Consider the following 17538-nt stretch of genomic DNA (forward strand, 5'->3'; position numbering starts at 1 on the left):
CATGGCTCTCACCGCCCTCGCCCAGCGCCGTGTCGCCAAGACGGGCCTGACCATCGGTCTCATCATCGGCGCGGTCTTCGCCGCCGGTCCCGTGCTGTGGATGCTGTCGAGCTCGTTCAAGTCGAACACGCAGATCTTCGAGCTTCCCCCGCGGCTGATCACCGACACGTTCTCGTTCGACGCCTACATCGCGATCTTCACGAACCCCGAGACCATGCGGTTCTTCCTGAACAGCTACATCGTGGCGGGGTCGGTCACGATCCTCACCCTGCTGGTGGCGATCCAGGCGGCCTACGCGTTCAGCCGGTTCGAGTTCCGGGGCAAGCGCATCCTGAACGTGGTGATCGTCAGCGTGCAGGCCGTGCCTCCGATCACGCTGTTGATCCCGTACTTCGGACTCATGGTCGCGCTCGGGCTGTACAACTCGTACCTCGGCCTGATCCTCACCTACATGGTGTTCACGCTGCCCTACGCGATCATCATGATGACCGGCTACTTCAACACCCTGCCGAAGGAGCTCGACGAGGCCGTCCGTGTCGACGGCGCCGGGTCCATGACCGCCCTCTGGCGGATCCTGGTGCCGATCTCGGTTCCCGGCATCGTCTCAGTCGGCATCTACACGTTCATGATCGCGTGGAACGAGTACCTGTTCGCGCTGACGCTGACCCGCACCATCGACATGCGCACGGTTCCCATCGGCATCCAGCTGCTCATGGGCCAGCACTCATACGAGTGGAACCAGATCATGGCGATGAGCGTGCTCGGGTCCATCCCCGTGCTGATCCTCTTCCTCATCTTCCAGCGGTACTTCATCAGCGGTCTCACGGCGGGGTCCGTGAAGAGCTGACGTCGCGCCGACGGACAACCGACCACCACGAAACAGGAGAAAACACGTGCTCTACACCGGCAAATCCATCCTCGATGTCGCCAACGAGAACAACTTCGCCATCCCGGCGTTCAACATCAGCGACTGGGCGATGTTCAACGGGGTCATGGACATCAGCGAGCAGAAGGCCGCCCCGGTCATCATCGCGATCCACCCCGACGAGGTGTCTCACATCACCACCGATCTGATCGCGGCGATGCACTCCCGTGCGCACCGCTCGAGCGTGCCCGTCGCGATCCACTGGGACCATGGCGGCAGCTACGAGCAGATCATCACCGCGATCAAGGCCGGCTTCACCTCGGTCATGATCGACGCCTCGCTGCTGCCGTTCGACGAGAACGTGGCGCTGACCCGCAAGGTCGTCGATGCGGCTCATGCCGTGGGGATCCAGGTCGAAGGAGAGCTCGGCACGATCGGCGCCAACGACAGCTACGGCGAGTCGGGTGCCGCGGAAATCATCTACACGAACCCGGAAGACGCGGTGCGTTTCGTCGAGGAGACCGGCGTCGACAGCCTCGCCATAGCGATCGGCACCTCGCACGGCCTGTACCCGAGCGACAAGAACCCCGAGCTGCGTCACGATCTGCTCGAGGAGATCAAGGCCGCGGTCGGCATCCCCCTGGTGCTGCACGGCGGTTCCTCGAACCCGGATGCCGAGCTCCGCCGCGCCGTCGAGTTGGGCGTCAACAAGATCAACATCTCGAGCGACATCAAGGTCTCGTACCACAACCGCATGCGCGAGATCCTCGGCACCGATCAGCGTCTGCGCGAACCCAACGCGATCCAGCCGGCGGCCCTCGAGGCCATGAAGGCCACGGCTGCTGAGAAGATCGACCTGTTCGGCGCAGACGGCAAGGCGTCGCTGTACTGAACCTCGGACCTCGGAAGGATGATCGGCGACGTGGACAGAACGCTCGTACTCGGACTCGGCGGGACAGTCGACTACGAGCTCACCTGGGATTCGTCGGTGTTCGACAGGCTGGCGCACGCGCACGGTGTGCGCCGGCATGAACTGACGACCACGGCGCCGATCATCGACGAACGCTCGCTGCTGGTGGCGGTGCTCGCGTTCGTCGCCTCGGGAACCGGGGCGGAGCGGTTCGTCGCCTCGTCCGAGGTGATCGAGGCGTTCGTGTCGCACTTCGCGCACACGATCACGCTCGGAGGCACCGGGGTGCGAGCCGGTCTCGTGCTCGATGCCCTCGGCATCCCGAGCGTGCAGCACCTGGTGAGCATCGACGACAACGTGCGCCGGCTGCTTCCGGAGTCGATGTCGTACATCTGCTCGGCGACGGAGGACACCCTCGATCCGCACCTCATCGTGCAGTACCCGGTCGGCGCGCATGTGCGGCTCACAGACGGCGACGTCCTGTCGCCCGCACCCAACCGCCTGATCTTCGCGAACGACCCGCCGAATCGGCGCATGCTGCTGGCGCCCGACCTCGCCGACGCCCTCGCGGGTGCGGGGGTGTTCCTCGTCTCGGGGTTCAACACGATGCAGGATCATGATCTGCTCGAGCTCCGGCTCGCCGAGGTGCGAACGGCGATGCAGAGCCTGCCCGATGACTCTCTCGTCTACTACGAAGACGCGGGCTTCTACACGCGGAGCTTCGCCGAGACGGTCCGGGCTCGCCTGCTGCCGCAGATCGACGTCTACGGCATGAACGAAGACGAGCTGCAGGAGTACGTCGGCCGGTCGGTGAATCTGCTCGACCAGTCCGACGTCATCCGAGCCCTCCACGAAGCGCAGATGATCATCCCCGCGCGCGCCCTGGTCGTGCACACACGCTACTGGGCGATCGCCACAGGGCCGGATGCCGGTCGGCACCGTGCCGCGCTCGACAGCGCCGTGCGTGTCGCCGCCACCCGTTACCGCATCGGCGACCGGCTGACCGAGCGCGACGTCGAGGAGACCTCAGACCTGCCCCGCCACGGGGGAGGGCAGGCGCTCGTCGTCGCCGTCGAGGATGCGCTGCCCGATGCCGTGGGCGTCGCGGCGTTCTCGCTCGATGTCGCATCGCCGACCACGGTCGGCCTCGGAGACACGTTCGTCGGGGGATTCCTCGCCGGAGCCGTGCGATCGAGGGAGACCGAGTGAATCCGATCCTGCTGCCGTCGAACCGACCGGCCGAGCGCTTCTATCGCGGGGGAGCGCGCATCAGCGGCTTCCGGGGAGAGCGGGCCTCCGCACCCCGCGAACCCGAGGACTGGATCGCGTCGACGACCACGGTCAACGGCGAGGCGCTCGTCGGACTCACCAGACTCCCCGACGGACGGCTGCTGCGAGAGGCGGTCGCCGACGACCCGATCGCGTGGCTGGGTGAGCGCCACGTCGCCCGGTGGGGCGCCGACACGCGCCTGCTGGTCAAGCTCCTCGACGCGGGGCAACGCCTGCCGGTGCACGCGCACCCGCACGACGACTTCGCGGCGACGCACCTCGGCACCGCGCACGGCAAGGCGGAGGCCTGGTACATCCTGCAGGGCGGCACGGTGCACGTCGGACTGCGAGACGACGTCGCGGCCGACGTGCTGGCGGACCTCGTCGATCGGCAGGACTCGGCGGCGCTGCTCGACCTGCTGCACGCGGTGGACGTCCATCCCGGCGACGTCGTCTGGGTGCCCCCGGGTGAGCTGCACGCCATCGGCGCCGGCATCCTGCTGCTCGAACTGCAGCAGCCCGAGGATCTCTCGATCCTCCTCGAGTGGCACGACTACGCGATCGACGGAGCCGCGGTCGGTCACCTCGGACTCGGTTTCGAGGTCGCGCTCGCCGCGGTGAACCGCAGGGGGCGGTCGCGCAGCGACCTCGGAGAGCTCATCGGCCCCGCTCCGGCATCCGACTCGGTCTTCCCTCACCCCGCCGACGAGTACTTCCGTCTCGAGCGTGTCCCCGTCGACGGCCCGACCGTCATCGACCAGGGCTTCTCGGTCCTGATCGTGAGCGCGGGCGACGTCGTGATCGGCGGCGTCGAGCACCATACGGGGGCCACTCTCGTCGTTCCGCACGCGGCCGGAGCACTCGACGCGACCGGAGTCGGCGAACTGCTCGTGGCGCGCCCACCGACGCCCTGAGGCCGGAATCGACGCGGATTCCGCCCGGGTAGACTGGAGTCATGCCCGAACCGAAAGTCGCCAGCTTTCCGGCGATCCGTGGTGCGCTGAAGTTCTACCAGATCGCGTCGATCATCACCGGAGTCATGCTGCTCCTGCTGGTCGCCGAGATGGTGCTGAAGTACACGCCGATCCGACTCGAGCTCTTCGCAGGGGGATCCGGCGGTCTGCTGTGGTTCGCACCCGTGGTCGAGGGGCCCGAGGGCCTCGAATCGACCGGCGACGGACTCAACATCTCGCTCTCGATCCTCGTCGCGCACGGCTGGTTCTATGTCGTCTACCTCTTCGCGTGCTTCCGGATGTGGAGCCTCATGCGCTGGCCGTTCCTGCGCTTCATCCTGCTCGCGCTCGGCGGCGTGATCCCGCTGCTGTCGTTCTTCATGGAGGCCATCGTCGCTCGCGACGTCAAGGCCTACCTCGCTTCTAGGGAGGCCGCCTCGGCCCCCGCCCCTGCCACGGAAGGTGTCCGGTGACCGAACAGTCCGAGACCCAGCAGCGCCCCACGCTCGTCGTCGACTTCGGCGCGCAGTACGCGCAGCTGATCGCCCGTCGGGTGCGTGAGGCCGGCGTCTACAGCGAGATCGTGCCGCACACCGCCACGGCCGCCGAGATCGCTGAGAAGAACCCGGTCGCGATCATCCTCTCGGGTGGTCCGTCGTCGGTCTACGAGGAGGGCGCTCCGCGCCTCGACCCCGCGGTCTTCGAGCTCGGCGTGCCCACGCTCGGCATCTGCTACGGCTTCCAGTACATGGCGCAGACCCTCGGCGGCGAGGTCGCGAACACCGGCCTCCGCGAGTACGGCGCGACGGATGCCGTCGTCTCGGGTGACGGCGGCACGCTGCTCGGCGGCCAGCCGGCCGAGCAGAACGTGTGGATGAGCCACGGCGACCAGGTCGCCAAGGCACCGGAGGGCTTCGACGTGCTCGCCACGACCGATGCGACCAAGGTCGCGGCGTTCGCGAACGAGGAGCGCGGCTTCTACGGCGTGCAGTGGCACCCCGAGGTCAAGCACTCCGACCACGGCCAGCGCGTGATCGAGAACTTCCTGCACAAGGGCGCGGGTCTCGCATCCGACTGGAACAGCGGCAACGTGATCGCCGAGCAGGTCGAGCGCATCCGCGAGCAGGTGGGCGACGCCCGCGTCATCTCAGCGCTCTCCGGCGGCGTCGACTCGGCGGTCTCGACCGCCCTCGTGCACAAGGCGATCGGCGACCAGCTGACCGCGGTCTTCGTCGACCACGGCCTCCTGCGCAAGGGCGAGCGCGAGCAGGTCGAGAAGGACTACGTCGAGTCCACTGGCGTGCGTCTGATCACGGTCGATGCGGCAGATGTCTTCCTCGGTCACCTCGCGGGCGTCACCGACCCCGAGGAGAAGCGCAAGATCATCGGTCGCGAGTTCATCCGCGCCTTCGAGAAGGTGCAGCTCGACCTCGTCGCCGAGGCGAAGGCCTCGGGCGGCGCCCCGGTCAAGTTCCTCGTGCAGGGCACGCTGTACCCCGACGTCGTCGAGTCGGGTGGCGGTGCGGGCACGGCCAACATCAAGTCGCACCACAACGTCGGCGGGCTCCCCGACGACCTCGACTTCGAGCTCATCGAGCCGCTGCGGGCCCTGTTCAAGGACGAGGTGCGCGCGATCGGCCGCGAGCTCGGCATCCCCGAGGCGATCGTCGGCCGTCAGCCGTTCCCCGGACCCGGCCTGGGCATCCGCATCATCGGCGAGGTCACACAGGACCGCCTCGAGATCCTTCGCGAAGCCGACGCGATCGCGCGTGAGGAGCTCACCAAGGCCGGCCTCGACCAGGACATCTGGCAGTGCCCCGTCGTGCTGCTCGCCGATGTGCGCTCGGTGGGCGTGCAGGGCGACGGACGCACCTATGGCCACCCGATCGTGCTGCGCCCGGTGTCGAGCGAAGACGCCATGACGGCCGACTGGACGCGTCTGCCCTACGACGTGCTGTCGAAGATCTCGAACCGCATCACCAACGGCGTCCGCGACGTCAACCGCGTCGTGCTCGACGTGACGTCGAAGCCGCCGGGAACCATCGAGTGGGAGTGAGCTCTTCGCTCGCATGACCATGAACGGGCACGGACCATCGCGGTCCGTGCCCGTTCGCGGTATTTCGGGCAGGATGAGCGTATGACCAAGGCACGCACGAAGATCACGGTTATCGGTGCAGGCAGCGTGGGGGTGAGCGTGGCCTATGCCGCGTTGATCCGGGGGAGTGCGGCCGAAGTCGCGCTCTACGACATCGCGACGGACAAGGTCGACGCCGAGGTGCTCGACCTGGCGCACGGCACGCAGTTCACGTCGGCGGCGGTGAGCGGCGGTTCTGATCTCGCCGTCGTCGAGGGCAGCGACGTGATCGTGGTGACGGCGGGGGCGAAGCAGCAGCCCGGGCAGACCCGCATGGAGCTCTCGGGCATCAATGCGCGACTGCTCGAGACGCTGATGCCGCAGCTGGTCGAGCGCGCTCCGGACGCGGTGTTCATCATCGTCACGAACCCCGCCGACGTGATGACGGTCGTGGCGCAGCGCGTCTCGGGGCTCGAGCCCCACCGGGTGTTCGGCTCGGGCACGGTGCTCGACACCTCGCGTCTGCGCTGGCGTCTCGCGCATCGCGCGAATGTGAGCACCGCGAGCGTGCACGCCGACATCGTGGGGGAGCATGGCGACACCGAGTTCCCGCTGTGGTCGAACGCGACGATCGGGTCGGTGCCGATCCTGGACTGGCCCGCCGACGAGCCGTTCACCACCGAGGAGCTCGACCGCATCGCGATCGAGGTGCGCGACGCGGCGTATGCCGTCATCCGCGGCAAGGGGGCGACGAACCTCGCGATCGGCGTCAGCTGCGCCCGGATCGCCGAGGCCGTGCTGCACGACGAGCGTGCCGTTCTTCCGGTCGCGACGGTGCTCGACGGCGAGTACGGCATCCACGGAGTGGCTCTGTCGGTGCCGTCGGTCGTGGGCGCGGCGGGCGCGGTTCCGCTCGCGGAGACACCGATGAGCGACCACGAGGAAGCCCTTCTGCAGGCCTCGGCCGACGCGATCCGCGTGGCGGTCGAGGAACTCGGCTGATCGGCCTCGGGAGACTCTCGAAGTTTTTTCGGCACGATGTCGATCTGAGGCATCCCTGTTCGACGTCTTCAATGAGAGGGTCGACAGGCGGCCCCACCACCAAGGAGAACACCATGAAGTACATGCTGATCATGCGCTCGAACGACGAAGCGGTCGAGGCGTACAAGGAGATGCCGTTCGAGCAGATCATCGAGGCCATGGGCAAGTACAACGAGTCGATGATCAAGGCCGGCGTGCTGGCTGCAGGCGAGGGCCTGAGCGACGCCGCTGAGGGATTCGTCGTCGACTTCAGCGCCGAGACGCCGCTGATCACCGACGGGCCCTACGGAGAGACGAAGGAGCTGTTCAACGGCTTCTGGATCCTCGAGGTCTCGAGCCGTGAAGAGGCGGCGGAGTGGGCGAGCAGGGCGCCGCTCGGACCCGGGTCGTTCCTCGAGGTGCGACGCGTGACCGATGAGTCGGACTTCCCGGCCGACAACGAGTGGATCGAGAAGGAGAAGGGCTGGCGCGAAGAGGAAGAGGCGCGTCGCGCACAGCAGTGAGATGACCGACACACCGCACCGCGAGACGGCTCGCTCCGCACCTGATGAGGGTGCGCGGCGAGCCGTCGCCGCCGTGTGGCGCATCGAATCGGCGAAGATCGTCGCGACGCTCACGCGCGTGGTGGGCGACTTCGGCCTTGCAGAGGACCTCGCGCAGGAAGCCCTGCTGGATGCTCTGCAGCAGTGGCCCGTCGACGGTGTGCCTCGCAACGGGGCGGCCTGGCTCACGGCGGTCGCGAAGCGCAAGGCGATCGATGGCTGGCGCCGCCGCGAACGGCTGGACGACCGCATGGCCGTGCTCGCCCACGACCTCGAGCGGGAGCAGGCCGAGGCGGCGGACGCGCCCCCTTGGGACCCGGATGCCGTCGACGACGACGTGCTCCGGCTGATCTTCATCTCGTGCCACCCGGTGCTCTCGCGCGAAGCCCAGGTGGCGTTGACCCTGCGCGTCGTGGGCGGTCTGTCGAGCGAGGAGATCGCCCGGGCCTTCCTCGTGCCGACGGCGACCGTGCAGCAGCGCATCGTGCGGGCCAAGAAGACCCTCGCGGCGGCGAACGTCCCTTTCGAGATGCCGCCTCGCGAAGAGCACACGGCGCGACTGGGAGCGATCCTGGGCGTGCTGTATCTGATCTTCAACGAGGGCCATGCGGCCAGCAGCGGGCCCGACTGGATGCGCCCTGAGCTGAGTCTGGAGGCGATCCGACTCGCACGCGTGCTGGCGGCGCTGATGCCGCGGGAGCGGGACGCGCACAGCCTCGTCGCCCTCATGGAGCTGACCGCCGCACGCTTCCCCGCCCGGGTGGACGCGCACGGCGATCCCGTTCTTCTCGCCGATCAGGACCGTCGTCGCTGGGATCGCGGCCGCATCGCCCGCGGGCGTGCAGCCCTGGGGGCAGCGGACGCCCTCGGCGCGGGTCGTGGCCCGTACGGACTTCAGGCCGCCATCGCCGAATGCCATGCGGTCGCCGCGTCGATAGACGAGACCGACTGGGATCGCATCGTGGTGCTGTATGAGGCGCTCGGCCGCATCGCTCCGTCGCCCGTGGTCGAACTCAATCGTGCGGCGGCCGTCGCGATGGCGACGGGGCCGGCCTCTGCCCTGCAGATCATCGACCGTCTCGCATCTTCGGGCGCGCTCGCGGGGTACCACCTTCTTCCCGCCACGCGGGCCGAGCTGCTACTGCGGCTCGGGCGCGACGACGAGGCTCGCAGCGAATTCGCGGTGGCAGCGTCGCTCGCGGGCAACGATCGAGAGCGCGCACTGCTGCGGGCCAAGGCCGAAGGGCGCTGAGCACAGGCCCCATACGCAGAGAACCGCCCCCTTCGCCAGCGACGCTGGAGAAGAGGGCGGTTCCGGTACTGCGGTGTGTCAGCTGCGGGCCTTGCTGCCGCGGTTGACGACCAGGCCGTAGATCAGCAGCACGATGATCGAGCCGCCGATGGCGAGGAGCCAGGTGCCGAGGTCCCAGAACTCAGTCAGAGGACGGTTCAGGATCAGGCTTCCGAGCCAGCCGCCGAGGAAGGCGCCGACGACGCCGAGCAGCAGCGTGATGAGCCATCCGCCGCCCTGCTTTCCGGGCAGGATCAGCTTTGCGATTGCTCCGGCAATGAGGCCGAGAAGAAGGAATCCGAGAAAGCTCATGTTCAGCTCCTTTATTTCGTGAGCCCCGGGGTGCCAGGGCTCGTGTTACCCATAGTGCCCTCCCAGCTAATTATCAGCCAACCCCTTGCGCCATGGCCCCCAGGTATGCAATAAGGCCCGCCTCCCAGGGGGAGGCGGGCCTCACGGCGAAGCGATTCGCGTCAGTTGTTACCGCGGGCGATCGCGATGATGCGCAGGATCTCGACGTAGAGCCAGACGACCGTGACCATGATGCCGAAGGCGCCGAGCCAGCCGTACTTGCGGGGAGCGCCGTTGCGCACGCCCTGCTGGATCTGGTCGAAGTCGAGCACCAGCGAGTACGCGGCCATGATGACCACGAGAACGCCGATGATGAGACCCAGCGGGATGCCGAGGATCTCGACCTTGCTGAGCAGACCGAAGGCCGCTCCCTCGCCGAGGACGCCGGTCCAGGTGAGGACCACATTGAGCAGCGAGAAGACGAGGTAGCCGATTATGGCGATCATGAAGATCTTGGTGGCCTTCTTCGACGCACGGATCTTGCCGCTCGCGAAGAGCGCCAGAGTCACGCCGACCACCGAGACGGTGGCGAGGGTGGCCTGGAAGACGATGCCGGGGTACAGCACCTCGAAGAACGCCGAGATGCCACCGATGAAGAGACCCTCGAAGGCGGCGTACGCGAAGATCAGCGCGGGGCGCACCTTCTTGCGTGACGTGAACGAGATGACCATCGCGAGCACGAAGCCACCGAGTGCACCGACGATCCACGGCAGCATGTTCGGCTGGAACTGGTTGTAGGGGTTCTGCTCGGGTGCCGCGACGCCGCCGAGCGTCACGAACCAGCCGATGGCCGCGGTGACGAGAAGGATTCCGAAGAGTCCGGCGGTCTTCCAGACGGTGTCCTCGACGGACATGCGGTCGGTCTCGATGGCGCCGGCGGGCGGAGCGGCGTACATGCCCTCCAGCTGTGCGTTCGCAGCAGCGTCCATCGTGCCGTGCTGGAACGACGCGGCCTGTGCGCCCTGAGCGCCCTGCGGCGCACCCGGGTAGGTCGCGACGTTGCGCGGATCCTGCTGCTGGAACGCCGGGTTGTTGAAGGCGAAGTTGCTCATGTGGGCCTCACTCCAAAGTGGGTTGTAGGTCTCTTTCCTCAACGATAGCCGGAATGCCGGTTCATCAGGGTGTCCTACGCTGAGAGCGTGCCCAGGAAATCGCCTCTCGTGATCGGGCACCGCGGTGCGCCCGGTTACCGTCCCGAACACAGTCGCTCCTCCTACGAGCTCGCCCTCGCGATGGGGGTGGATGCGGTCGAACCCGATGTGGTGGCGACGAAGGACGGCGTGCTCGTCGTGCGGCATGAGAACGAGATCTCGGGTACGACGGATGTCTCCGAACATCCGGAGTTCGCCGAGCGCAAGACGACCAAGCGCATCGACGGCGAGGCGCTCACCGGCTGGTTCACCGAGGACTTCACGTGGGACGAGCTCGCGACGCTGCGCAGTCGCGAACGTCTCCCCGAGGTGCGAGCGTCGAGTGCGAGTTTCAACGGGTCGCAAGGGATCCTCCGTCTCATCGACGTGCTCGACATCGTGCGAGCGGGGTCTGTCGAGTACGGCCGTGAGATCGGCGTCGTGCTCGAGGTCAAGCACGCGACGTACTTCGCGAGCGTCGGCCTGGACCTCGCGCCGCTCATCGACCGTGATCTGCGCGCCGCGGGGTGGGCGAACGGAGAGCTGCCGCTGATCGTGGAGTCGTTCGAATCCACGGTGCTCGCGCAGCTCAAGGAACGCGGTGTCGCGGCATCCTACGTCTACCTGATCGAGGCCGCGGGGCGACCATACGACCTCTTCGTCGCACACGGGTCGAAGGGGCAGACGTACAAGGACGCCGTCACCGCCCAGGGCCTCGACGGGTGGGCGAGGCTTGTCGACGGCATCAGCGTCGACAAGCGGATGCTCCTCGCGCGGGGCAACACGATCGTCGAAGACGCCCATGCCAGGGGGCTCACGGTCTTCACGTGGACATGTCGGCCCGAGAACAGGTTTTTGGCGTCGGAGTTCCGTGCAGGTGGGGGCAAGAGCGCGTACGGCGACTACGAGGCCGAGTGGGGAGTCATCGCGCGCACCGGGGTCGACGGGGTGTTCGTCGACCATCCGGATCTCGGTGTCGGGTTCTTCCGAGACTGAGCGGCGTGCTCAGAGCGGGCCGAGCACGTCCGGCACCGCGCGATCGAGATGCAGTGCGCGCAGCGGGGCCAGTATCTCGCGCTCCTCGAATCGGAAGTGCGACTCCATGATCGCGGCGACACCGCCGAGGTGTCGTTCGATCGTCTCGGCCCTCTCGCCGTCCTCGACGGCGGTTCGCAGTGCGCCGAGCAGGTGCGCGAGCATCGAGTGATCCTGCATGAGCTTGTCGATCACGTCGCCGAGTTCGGGGTGCTCCGCACGCAGGGCCGGGAACAGGGCGCGGTCCTCGCTCAGATGGTGGCCGTCGAGCGCGGAGCAGAAGCCGATGCAGAAGAGGGCGAGATCGGAGGCGGCATCCGGGCGGTCGTCGCCCTCGTCGAGAGCCGCTCGCGTCGCCTCCAGGGCCGCTCGGAGTCGGGTGTGGGCCCGGCGCAGTTCCTCGTCCCAGGCGATCAGGCGGTCGGCATCCATTCCGGCCAGTCTAGGTCGGACGGTGCGATCCGTCAGAGGGTGCGGTCGAATGCGCCCTTGCGAGACACGATCTCCTTGCCGAGCGGCATCAGCGAGACGGGCACCATCTTGAAGTCGGCGATGCCCATCGGGATGCCGATGATCGTGACGCAGAGCAGCAGACCCGAGACGATGTGGCCGATCGCCAGCCACCAACCCGCGAGGATCACCCACAGCACGTTTCCGAGGAACGAGCCGACCCCCGAGGTCGGCTTGCTGACGATCTCGCGTCCGAACGGCCAGATCGCGTAGCGGGCGATGCGGAACGAGGCGATGGCCCAGGGGATCGTCACGATCGGGATGCACAGCAGGATGCCCGCCAGCATGTAGCCGAGGAAGAGACCGAATCCGGCGAAGATCAGCCAGATGATGTTGAGGATCGTTCGCACGTCTCGATCCTCGCACCGCAGCCTGAACATCTGCCGATTCGCTGTGTATCCGTTTCGGCCTCCCGTGATCCGGCGAGAACAGATGCAAGACTGCCCCGATGACCGGAATCATCGTCGACAGTGTCAGCAGATCGTTCGGGAGCGTGCAGGCGGTGCGCTCCGCGACATTGCGCGCCGAGCCAGGGCGGGTGACCGGACTCGTCGGCCCCAACGGTGCGGGCAAGACCACGCTGCTGCTGATGCTCGCGTCGCTCCTGGCTCCGGACGCGGGGACGATTCGCATCGCCGGAGTCGACCCGTCGGAGGACGCGCTCGCGGCGAGACGGCTGCTCGGGTGGATGCCGGACGCCCTCGGCGCGTGGCCGTCGCTGACCGCTCGCGAGACGATCACGACGACGGCACGGCTGTACGGCATCCCGGTGCCGGACGCAGCCGCCCGGGCGGCGCAGCTGCTCGAGCTCGTCGGTCTGCGAGATCTCGCCGATTCTCCGGCCAAAGTGCTGTCGCGCGGCCAGAAGCAGAAGCTCGGCCTCGCCCGCGCGCTCGTGCACGATCCGCAGGTGCTGCTGCTCGACGAGCCCGCATCGGGTCTCGATCCGGAGGCGCGCATCCAGCTGAGGACGCTGCTGCGGAGCTTCGCGGCCGAGGGACGCACGGTGCTGATCTCGAGTCACATCCTGTCGGAGCTCGAGGAGGTCGTCGACGACGCCGTGTTCCTCGTCGCGGGCTCGGTGGTCGATGCCGCGCCGGGGCAGTCGACGGGGCGTGCCTGGCGCGTCCGGCTGCTGGGGGCCGATGCCGCCCGTCAGAACGCGGACTCCTGGCAGGTGGCTCAGACCCTCGGACTGCCGATCGAGTCGCTCGGTGCCGATCGCGGGGGAGTGCTCGTCGGCTTCGACTCCGAGGAGGCGGCCGCACTGGGCCTGCGCTCCTTGGTGCAGGCGGGTCTCCAGATCTCGGAATTCGCCCCCGCGCAGAGCGCGCTCGAGCACACCTTCCTCACCCTGAACGACCCGGCTGCGGCCGCAGCGCGATCTGCGGCGCAGGCTCCTCCGACGGCGCCGCCCTCCCCGCCCGCAGCGACCGACAACGGGGAGGCAGGCGCATGAGCATCTCGAACATCCGCATCATCGCCCGTCTCGAACTGACGCAGAGACTCCGCAGCGTCGGCTGGTACGTGCTCCTCGGAATCTTCGGGGTGCTCCTTCTCGGCGTCACCGTGCTCGCATTCGTGGTCTACTCCTGGGCCGATTTCGTCGGCGCAGGCGTCTTCTCGATCGTCGTGAACATGGTGCTCCTGCTCGTCGTGCTCGTGTCGCCCACGCTCAGCGGCAACGCCATCAACGGGGATCGCGACGCCGCGACCCTGGCGGCCGTCCAGGTGACGGCCGCCTCGACCGGCGACATCATGCTCGGCAAGCTCGCCGCCGCGGTCGCGACGGGATTCGCGTTCCTGATCGTCGCGATTCCCTTCCTGGCGATCTCGCTGCTGGGCGGCGGAGCGAATGCCGTGGTGCTGCTCGTCTCGCTGCTGGTGCTCGTGGTGGAGATCATCGTCGTCGCGGCGATCGGTGTGGGGCTGAGCGGCCTGATCGCCCGCCCGCTGTTCTCCGTCGCGACGACGTACCTCGTCGTCGCCGGGCTCACGATCGGCACTCTGGTCGTGTTCGCGCTCGGCGGCCTGGCGGTGCGGACCGACGTCGAGCAGCAGAGCCGCCCGTACGACGCGAACGGCATCGTGGACTGCGATTCCTGGGAGACCTACACGCAGGAGGTTCCGCGCTTCGACTACGTCTGGTGGGTTCTCGCCGCGAACCCGTTCGTGGTCCTCGCCGACGCCACACCGACCGAGTTCAACGCCGACGGCTACCCCGTCGACATGTTCGGGCAGATCAAGCTCGGGGTCCGCACGGCCCAGCAGCCGCCGGTCGAGCAGAGCTGGGACGAGTGCTCCAACGAGGTGTTCGAGTATCCGACCCCCGAGAAGATCATCGCCAGCACGGTCCCGAGCTGGTTCGTGGGCCTCGGCGTGCAGATCCTCATCGCCGGTGGGCTCTTCGCCGGGGCGTGGTCGCGCACCCGGACGCCGGCCAAGCGGCTGCCTCCGGGAACGCGCATCGCCTGACCGGCGACCCGCTGCTCGGATGTGAACCGCCACCGCTCGTTCACCATCCGTGCACCTGCGGGTCGTCGGGCGGCCATGCGGCATCGCTGATGTGGAGTCATACCCGTCTGATTCCCCCAGGAGCCCCATGTCCCGCTTGAAATCCGCGGCTGCGGTCACGACGGTCTGCGCGCTCAGCGCTGCCGCTCTGCTCGCCGTGCCCCTCGCCGCCACCGGAGCCGAACTCGGCATCCGGATCAACGAAGTCGAATCCAGCGGGGGCGTTCCCGGAGACTGGATCGAGTTCGTCAACACCTCCGACGCCGTCGTCGATCTGAGCGGCTTCGTCGTGAAGGACGACGGCGACGACGAGTCGTATGTGTTCCCCGTCGGTTCCCTCGTCGAACCCGGCGCCCACCTCGTGCTCGATGAGGCAGCTGACGGCGTCGGCGGTTTCGCCTTCGGTCTCGGAAAGGACGACCAGGTCCGCCTGTTCGACCAGAGCGCGACCCTCGTCGACGAGACCGCCTGGACCGCTCACGCCGCTGTCACCTGGGGTGCCCGCGAGGTCGCGGGCACGGTCGAGTGGGCCGAGACCACCGAGTCCACGAAGGGCGCGGCCAACGTGTTCGCCCCGGACGCCCCTGTCGGCGGTTCGATCGTCATCAACGAGGTCGATTCGCAACCCGCAGACTGGGTCGAGTTCCACAACTCCGGAGACGCCGCGCTCGACATCTCCGGCTATGAGATCCGCGACAACTCGGACGACCACCGCTGGCAGTTCCTGCCGGGGACGCAGATCGCCGCCGGCGGATTCCTCGTGGTCGAGGAGGGCACGATCGGCCTCGTCGACGGCGCCGAGACCGCGTTCCGCGACCCGATCGGGATCGGCAGCGCCGACCGCATCCGACTGTTCGACGCCGTCGGCGCGCAGATCGACGACACTCTTCCGTGGGAGGGCCACGCGGCGATCGACGGCGACGCCGCTGCCGCGACTCTCGCACGCTGCCCTGACGGCGAGGGCGCCCTCGTGCTGGCCCACCCGACCATGGGCGGCGCGAACTCGTGCGTGATGCCCGATGTGGTCATCAACGAGATCGAGTCCAACGGCGACGCGACCGACTGGGTCGAGGTCGTGAACTCCGGCAGCACGGCGGTCGACCTCTCCGGCTGGACGCTCATGGACGGCGATCCGGTCGGCCACGCCGCGGAGACGACTCCGCTGCCTGCGGGAACCGTTCTCGAACCGGGCGCGTACTTCGTCTTCGACCAGCCCACGGACTTCGTCTTCGGCCTCGGCAACGGCGACACGGTCACCGTGCGCGACGCGAACCTCAACGTCGTCGACGAGCACGTGTACGACGCGCACGCGGCAGGCGTCCTCGCCCGCTGCGCAGACGGCAGCGGCGACTTCATCGACATCTCGGTCTCGACCAAGGGGCAGCGCAACGCGTGCGGCAACGCGGTGCGCATCAACGAGGTCGAGTCCGACGCCGGCTCGCCGGGTGACTGGGTCGAGCTCGTCAACCCGACGGCATCCGACCTCGATGTCTCCGGCATCGTCGTGAAGGACGACGACGACACGCACTCCTACGCGATCCCGGCCGGCACCACCATCAGCGCCGGCGGACACCTCGTCATCGAGGGTGCCGACCTCGGCTTCGGTCTGGGCGACGGCGACACCGTGCGCCTGTTCGACGGCGGTCTTCTCGTCGACTCGACCACCTGGGGTGCGGGGCACGCCGCGACCACCTGGGGCCGCTGCCCCGATGCGACCGGCGCATTCGCCGTCACCGCGGAGAGCACCAAGGGCCAGGCCAACACCTGTGCAGGAGAGATCGAGGTCTCTCCCTGGCCGGGTTCTGCCGAGGTCCGGGTGCTCGACACCGCGCCGACCTTCCTCGAGGACAGCTCGGGGCTCGACGTGCAGGAGACCGCCGACGGATCGTTCCTCTGGGCCGTCGACAACGGCGACGGACGCATCTGGAAGCTCGAGGCCCAAGCCGACGGCTCGTTCTCGCAGATCCCCGGCTGGGAATCGGGCAAGCGCGTGCGGTTCCAGAAGGATGCCTCGGACCCGGGCGCCGCAGGCCCCGACACCGAGGGCATCACCGTCGACGGCGACGGGGCGGTCTACGTCGCCTCGGAGCGCGACAACAGTGCCAAGGGCGTGAACCAGAACACCCTCCTCAAGGTCGATCCCGAGGCCTCTGCCGGCGATCTCGTCGCCGAGCAGGAGTGGGATCTGACCGCGCTGCTTCCTGCCGTGGGAGCGAACCTCGGCATGGAGGCGGTGCAGTGGGTGCCTGACAGCGCGCTCGCGGGCGCGCTCTTCGATGTCAACAGCGGCTCGGCCTACGACCCGGCGGACTACGCCGGCCACGGTGACGGTCTGTTCTTCGTAGCGGTCGAGGACAACGGCCACGTCTACGCGTTCGCGCTCGGCGCTGACGGCCAGGCGACTCTCGTCTCGGAGATCGCACCGGGGCTCGCCGGGGTCATGGCGCTCGACTACGACAGCGTGCTCGACGTGCTGTGGGCGGTCTGTGATGACGGCTGCCAGGGGCAGTCGGCGCAGATCACGCTGAACGGCACGGCCCAGCCCGGACTCGCGCACTTCGCGCGCCCCGCCGGCATGCCGGACATCAACAACGAGGGCTTCGCGACGGCTCCGGCCTCGCTGTCGGTCGACGGTGAGCGCCCGGTCTGGTGGTTCGCCGACGGCTTCGCCTCGGAGGCGCTGCGCGTCGGCACCCTCCCCGGGGTCACCGGCGAGAACCCCGGCGAGAACCCGGGAGAGGACCCGGGAGAAAACCCGGGAGCGAACCCCGGCGAGAATCCGGGAGAGGACCCGGGCGAGAACTCCGGCGACGTCAACCACGTCACCGACCCGAGCGGGCTCGCCGCAACCGGCGTCGAAGTCCCCGTCGCGATGATCTCGCTGGCGCTGATGCTCGTCGTCGCCGGCGCGCTGGTCGCCCGCCGACGTCGTCGTTCGGCCTGATACGACGCTCCTGCACGACGGACGGCCTGGTGCACGATGACTCGTGCGCCAGGCCGTCTTCGCGCGCACCGTCGGAGAGGGCGTTCCGCGCCTCGTCGTCCCTGCGGGG

At 68.1% G+C, this 17538-nt stretch carries 17 protein-coding genes; 13 read left to right on the forward strand and 4 right to left on the reverse strand.

Annotated elements, in window-relative coordinates; genetic code table 11:
- Nucleotide 1: 1 nt before the first annotated feature.
- From MRBLMI13_RS12710 to MRBLMI13_RS12750, 9 genes are all read left to right on the forward strand, one after another.
- Nucleotides 2–847: a carbohydrate ABC transporter permease gene (locus tag MRBLMI13_RS12710; protein WP_042539223.1), complete on the forward strand. Its 846-nt coding sequence runs from the start codon at nucleotides 2–4 to the stop codon at nucleotides 845–847.
- Nucleotides 848–893: 46 nt separating this feature from the next.
- Nucleotides 894–1757 carry a ketose-bisphosphate aldolase gene (locus MRBLMI13_RS12715; RefSeq protein WP_042539225.1) on the forward strand — a complete coding sequence of 288 codons (864 nt, stop codon included), beginning with the start codon at nucleotides 894–896 and terminating at the stop codon, nucleotides 1755–1757.
- 30 nt (nucleotides 1758–1787) lie between these two features.
- The gene (locus tag MRBLMI13_RS12720) at nucleotides 1788–2984 is read left to right on the forward strand and encodes an ADP-dependent glucokinase/phosphofructokinase (protein WP_367822927.1); all 1197 of its coding nucleotides are present in this window, start codon (nucleotides 1788–1790) and stop codon (nucleotides 2982–2984) included.
- Complete coding sequence (locus MRBLMI13_RS12725; RefSeq protein ID WP_367822929.1) at nucleotides 2981–3958, forward strand: class I mannose-6-phosphate isomerase; 978 nt, start codon at nucleotides 2981–2983, stop codon at nucleotides 3956–3958. Before MRBLMI13_RS12720 ends, MRBLMI13_RS12725 begins: the two co-directional genes overlap by 4 nt.
- Nucleotides 3959–3999: 41 nt before the next feature.
- Complete coding sequence (locus MRBLMI13_RS12730; protein WP_042539231.1) at nucleotides 4000–4470, forward strand: DUF3817 domain-containing protein; 471 nt, start codon at nucleotides 4000–4002, stop codon at nucleotides 4468–4470.
- Nucleotides 4467–6053 carry a glutamine-hydrolyzing GMP synthase gene (gene guaA / locus MRBLMI13_RS12735; RefSeq protein ID WP_056375825.1) on the forward strand — a complete coding sequence of 529 codons (1587 nt, stop codon included), beginning with the start codon at nucleotides 4467–4469 and terminating at the stop codon, nucleotides 6051–6053. Before MRBLMI13_RS12730 ends, guaA begins: the two co-directional genes overlap by 4 nt.
- 81 nt (nucleotides 6054–6134) lie before the next feature.
- Complete coding sequence (locus MRBLMI13_RS12740; RefSeq protein ID WP_042539233.1) at nucleotides 6135–7073, forward strand: L-lactate dehydrogenase; 939 nt, start codon at nucleotides 6135–6137, stop codon at nucleotides 7071–7073.
- Nucleotides 7074–7186: 113 nt separating this feature from the next.
- The gene (locus MRBLMI13_RS12745) at nucleotides 7187–7615 is read left to right on the forward strand and encodes a YciI family protein (RefSeq protein WP_367822932.1); all 429 of its coding nucleotides are present in this window, start codon (nucleotides 7187–7189) and stop codon (nucleotides 7613–7615) included.
- Nucleotide 7616: 1 nt separating this feature from the next.
- Nucleotides 7617–8906, forward strand: a complete 1290-nt coding sequence (locus tag MRBLMI13_RS12750) for an RNA polymerase sigma factor (RefSeq protein WP_367822934.1) — start codon at nucleotides 7617–7619, stop codon at nucleotides 8904–8906.
- A 78-nt stretch (nucleotides 8907–8984) separates the two neighbouring features.
- On the opposite strand, the gene MRBLMI13_RS12755 is transcribed toward MRBLMI13_RS12750, so the two are convergent.
- Complete coding sequence (locus MRBLMI13_RS12755; protein WP_042539239.1) at nucleotides 8985–9257, reverse strand: GlsB/YeaQ/YmgE family stress response membrane protein; 273 nt, start codon at nucleotides 9255–9257, stop codon at nucleotides 8985–8987.
- 161 nt (nucleotides 9258–9418) lie between these two features.
- Complete coding sequence (locus tag MRBLMI13_RS12760) at nucleotides 9419–10348, reverse strand: Bax inhibitor-1/YccA family protein (protein ID WP_367822936.1); 930 nt, start codon at nucleotides 10346–10348, stop codon at nucleotides 9419–9421.
- A gap of 87 nt (nucleotides 10349–10435) precedes the next feature.
- Here MRBLMI13_RS12760 and MRBLMI13_RS12765 point away from each other — a divergent pair, with 87 nt between their 5' ends.
- Complete coding sequence (locus MRBLMI13_RS12765; protein WP_367822938.1) at nucleotides 10436–11422, forward strand: glycerophosphodiester phosphodiesterase family protein; 987 nt, start codon at nucleotides 10436–10438, stop codon at nucleotides 11420–11422.
- A 9-nt stretch (nucleotides 11423–11431) separates the two neighbouring features.
- Here the strand turns inward: MRBLMI13_RS12765 and MRBLMI13_RS12770 are convergent, their stop codons facing one another.
- Together MRBLMI13_RS12770 and MRBLMI13_RS12775 are read right to left on the reverse strand one after the other, a co-directional pair.
- Nucleotides 11432–11893, reverse strand: a complete 462-nt coding sequence (locus MRBLMI13_RS12770; protein WP_153302145.1) for a hemerythrin domain-containing protein — start codon at nucleotides 11891–11893, stop codon at nucleotides 11432–11434.
- Nucleotides 11894–11925: 32 nt separating this feature from the next.
- Nucleotides 11926–12321 carry a YccF domain-containing protein gene (locus MRBLMI13_RS12775; RefSeq protein WP_042539456.1) on the reverse strand — a complete coding sequence of 132 codons (396 nt, stop codon included), beginning with the start codon at nucleotides 12319–12321 and terminating at the stop codon, nucleotides 11926–11928.
- 98 nt (nucleotides 12322–12419) lie between these two features.
- Here MRBLMI13_RS12775 and MRBLMI13_RS12780 point away from each other — a divergent pair, with 98 nt between their 5' ends.
- The 3 genes from MRBLMI13_RS12780 to MRBLMI13_RS12790 all read left to right on the forward strand — a co-directional run bounded on the left by MRBLMI13_RS12780 (nucleotide 12420) and on the right by MRBLMI13_RS12790 (nucleotide 17429).
- Nucleotides 12420–13430 carry an ABC transporter ATP-binding protein gene (locus MRBLMI13_RS12780; protein WP_309686568.1) on the forward strand — a complete coding sequence of 337 codons (1011 nt, stop codon included), beginning with the start codon at nucleotides 12420–12422 and terminating at the stop codon, nucleotides 13428–13430.
- Entirely contained in the window at nucleotides 13427–14446 is a 1020-nt protein-coding gene (locus tag MRBLMI13_RS12785; protein ID WP_367822941.1) for an ABC transporter permease, read from the forward strand. Before MRBLMI13_RS12780 ends, MRBLMI13_RS12785 begins: the two co-directional genes overlap by 4 nt.
- A 127-nt stretch (nucleotides 14447–14573) precedes the next feature.
- Nucleotides 14574–17429 (forward strand): lamin tail domain-containing protein, encoded by a 2856-nt coding sequence (locus MRBLMI13_RS12790; protein ID WP_367822943.1) that lies wholly within the window; start codon nucleotides 14574–14576, stop codon nucleotides 17427–17429.
- Nucleotides 17430–17538: the final 109 nt, after the last annotated feature.

The sequence above is a fragment of the Microbacterium sp. LMI13-1-1.1 genome (genome assembly GCF_040815625.1).
Classification (GTDB): Bacteria; Actinomycetota; Actinomycetes; order Actinomycetales; family Microbacteriaceae; genus Microbacterium; species Microbacterium forte.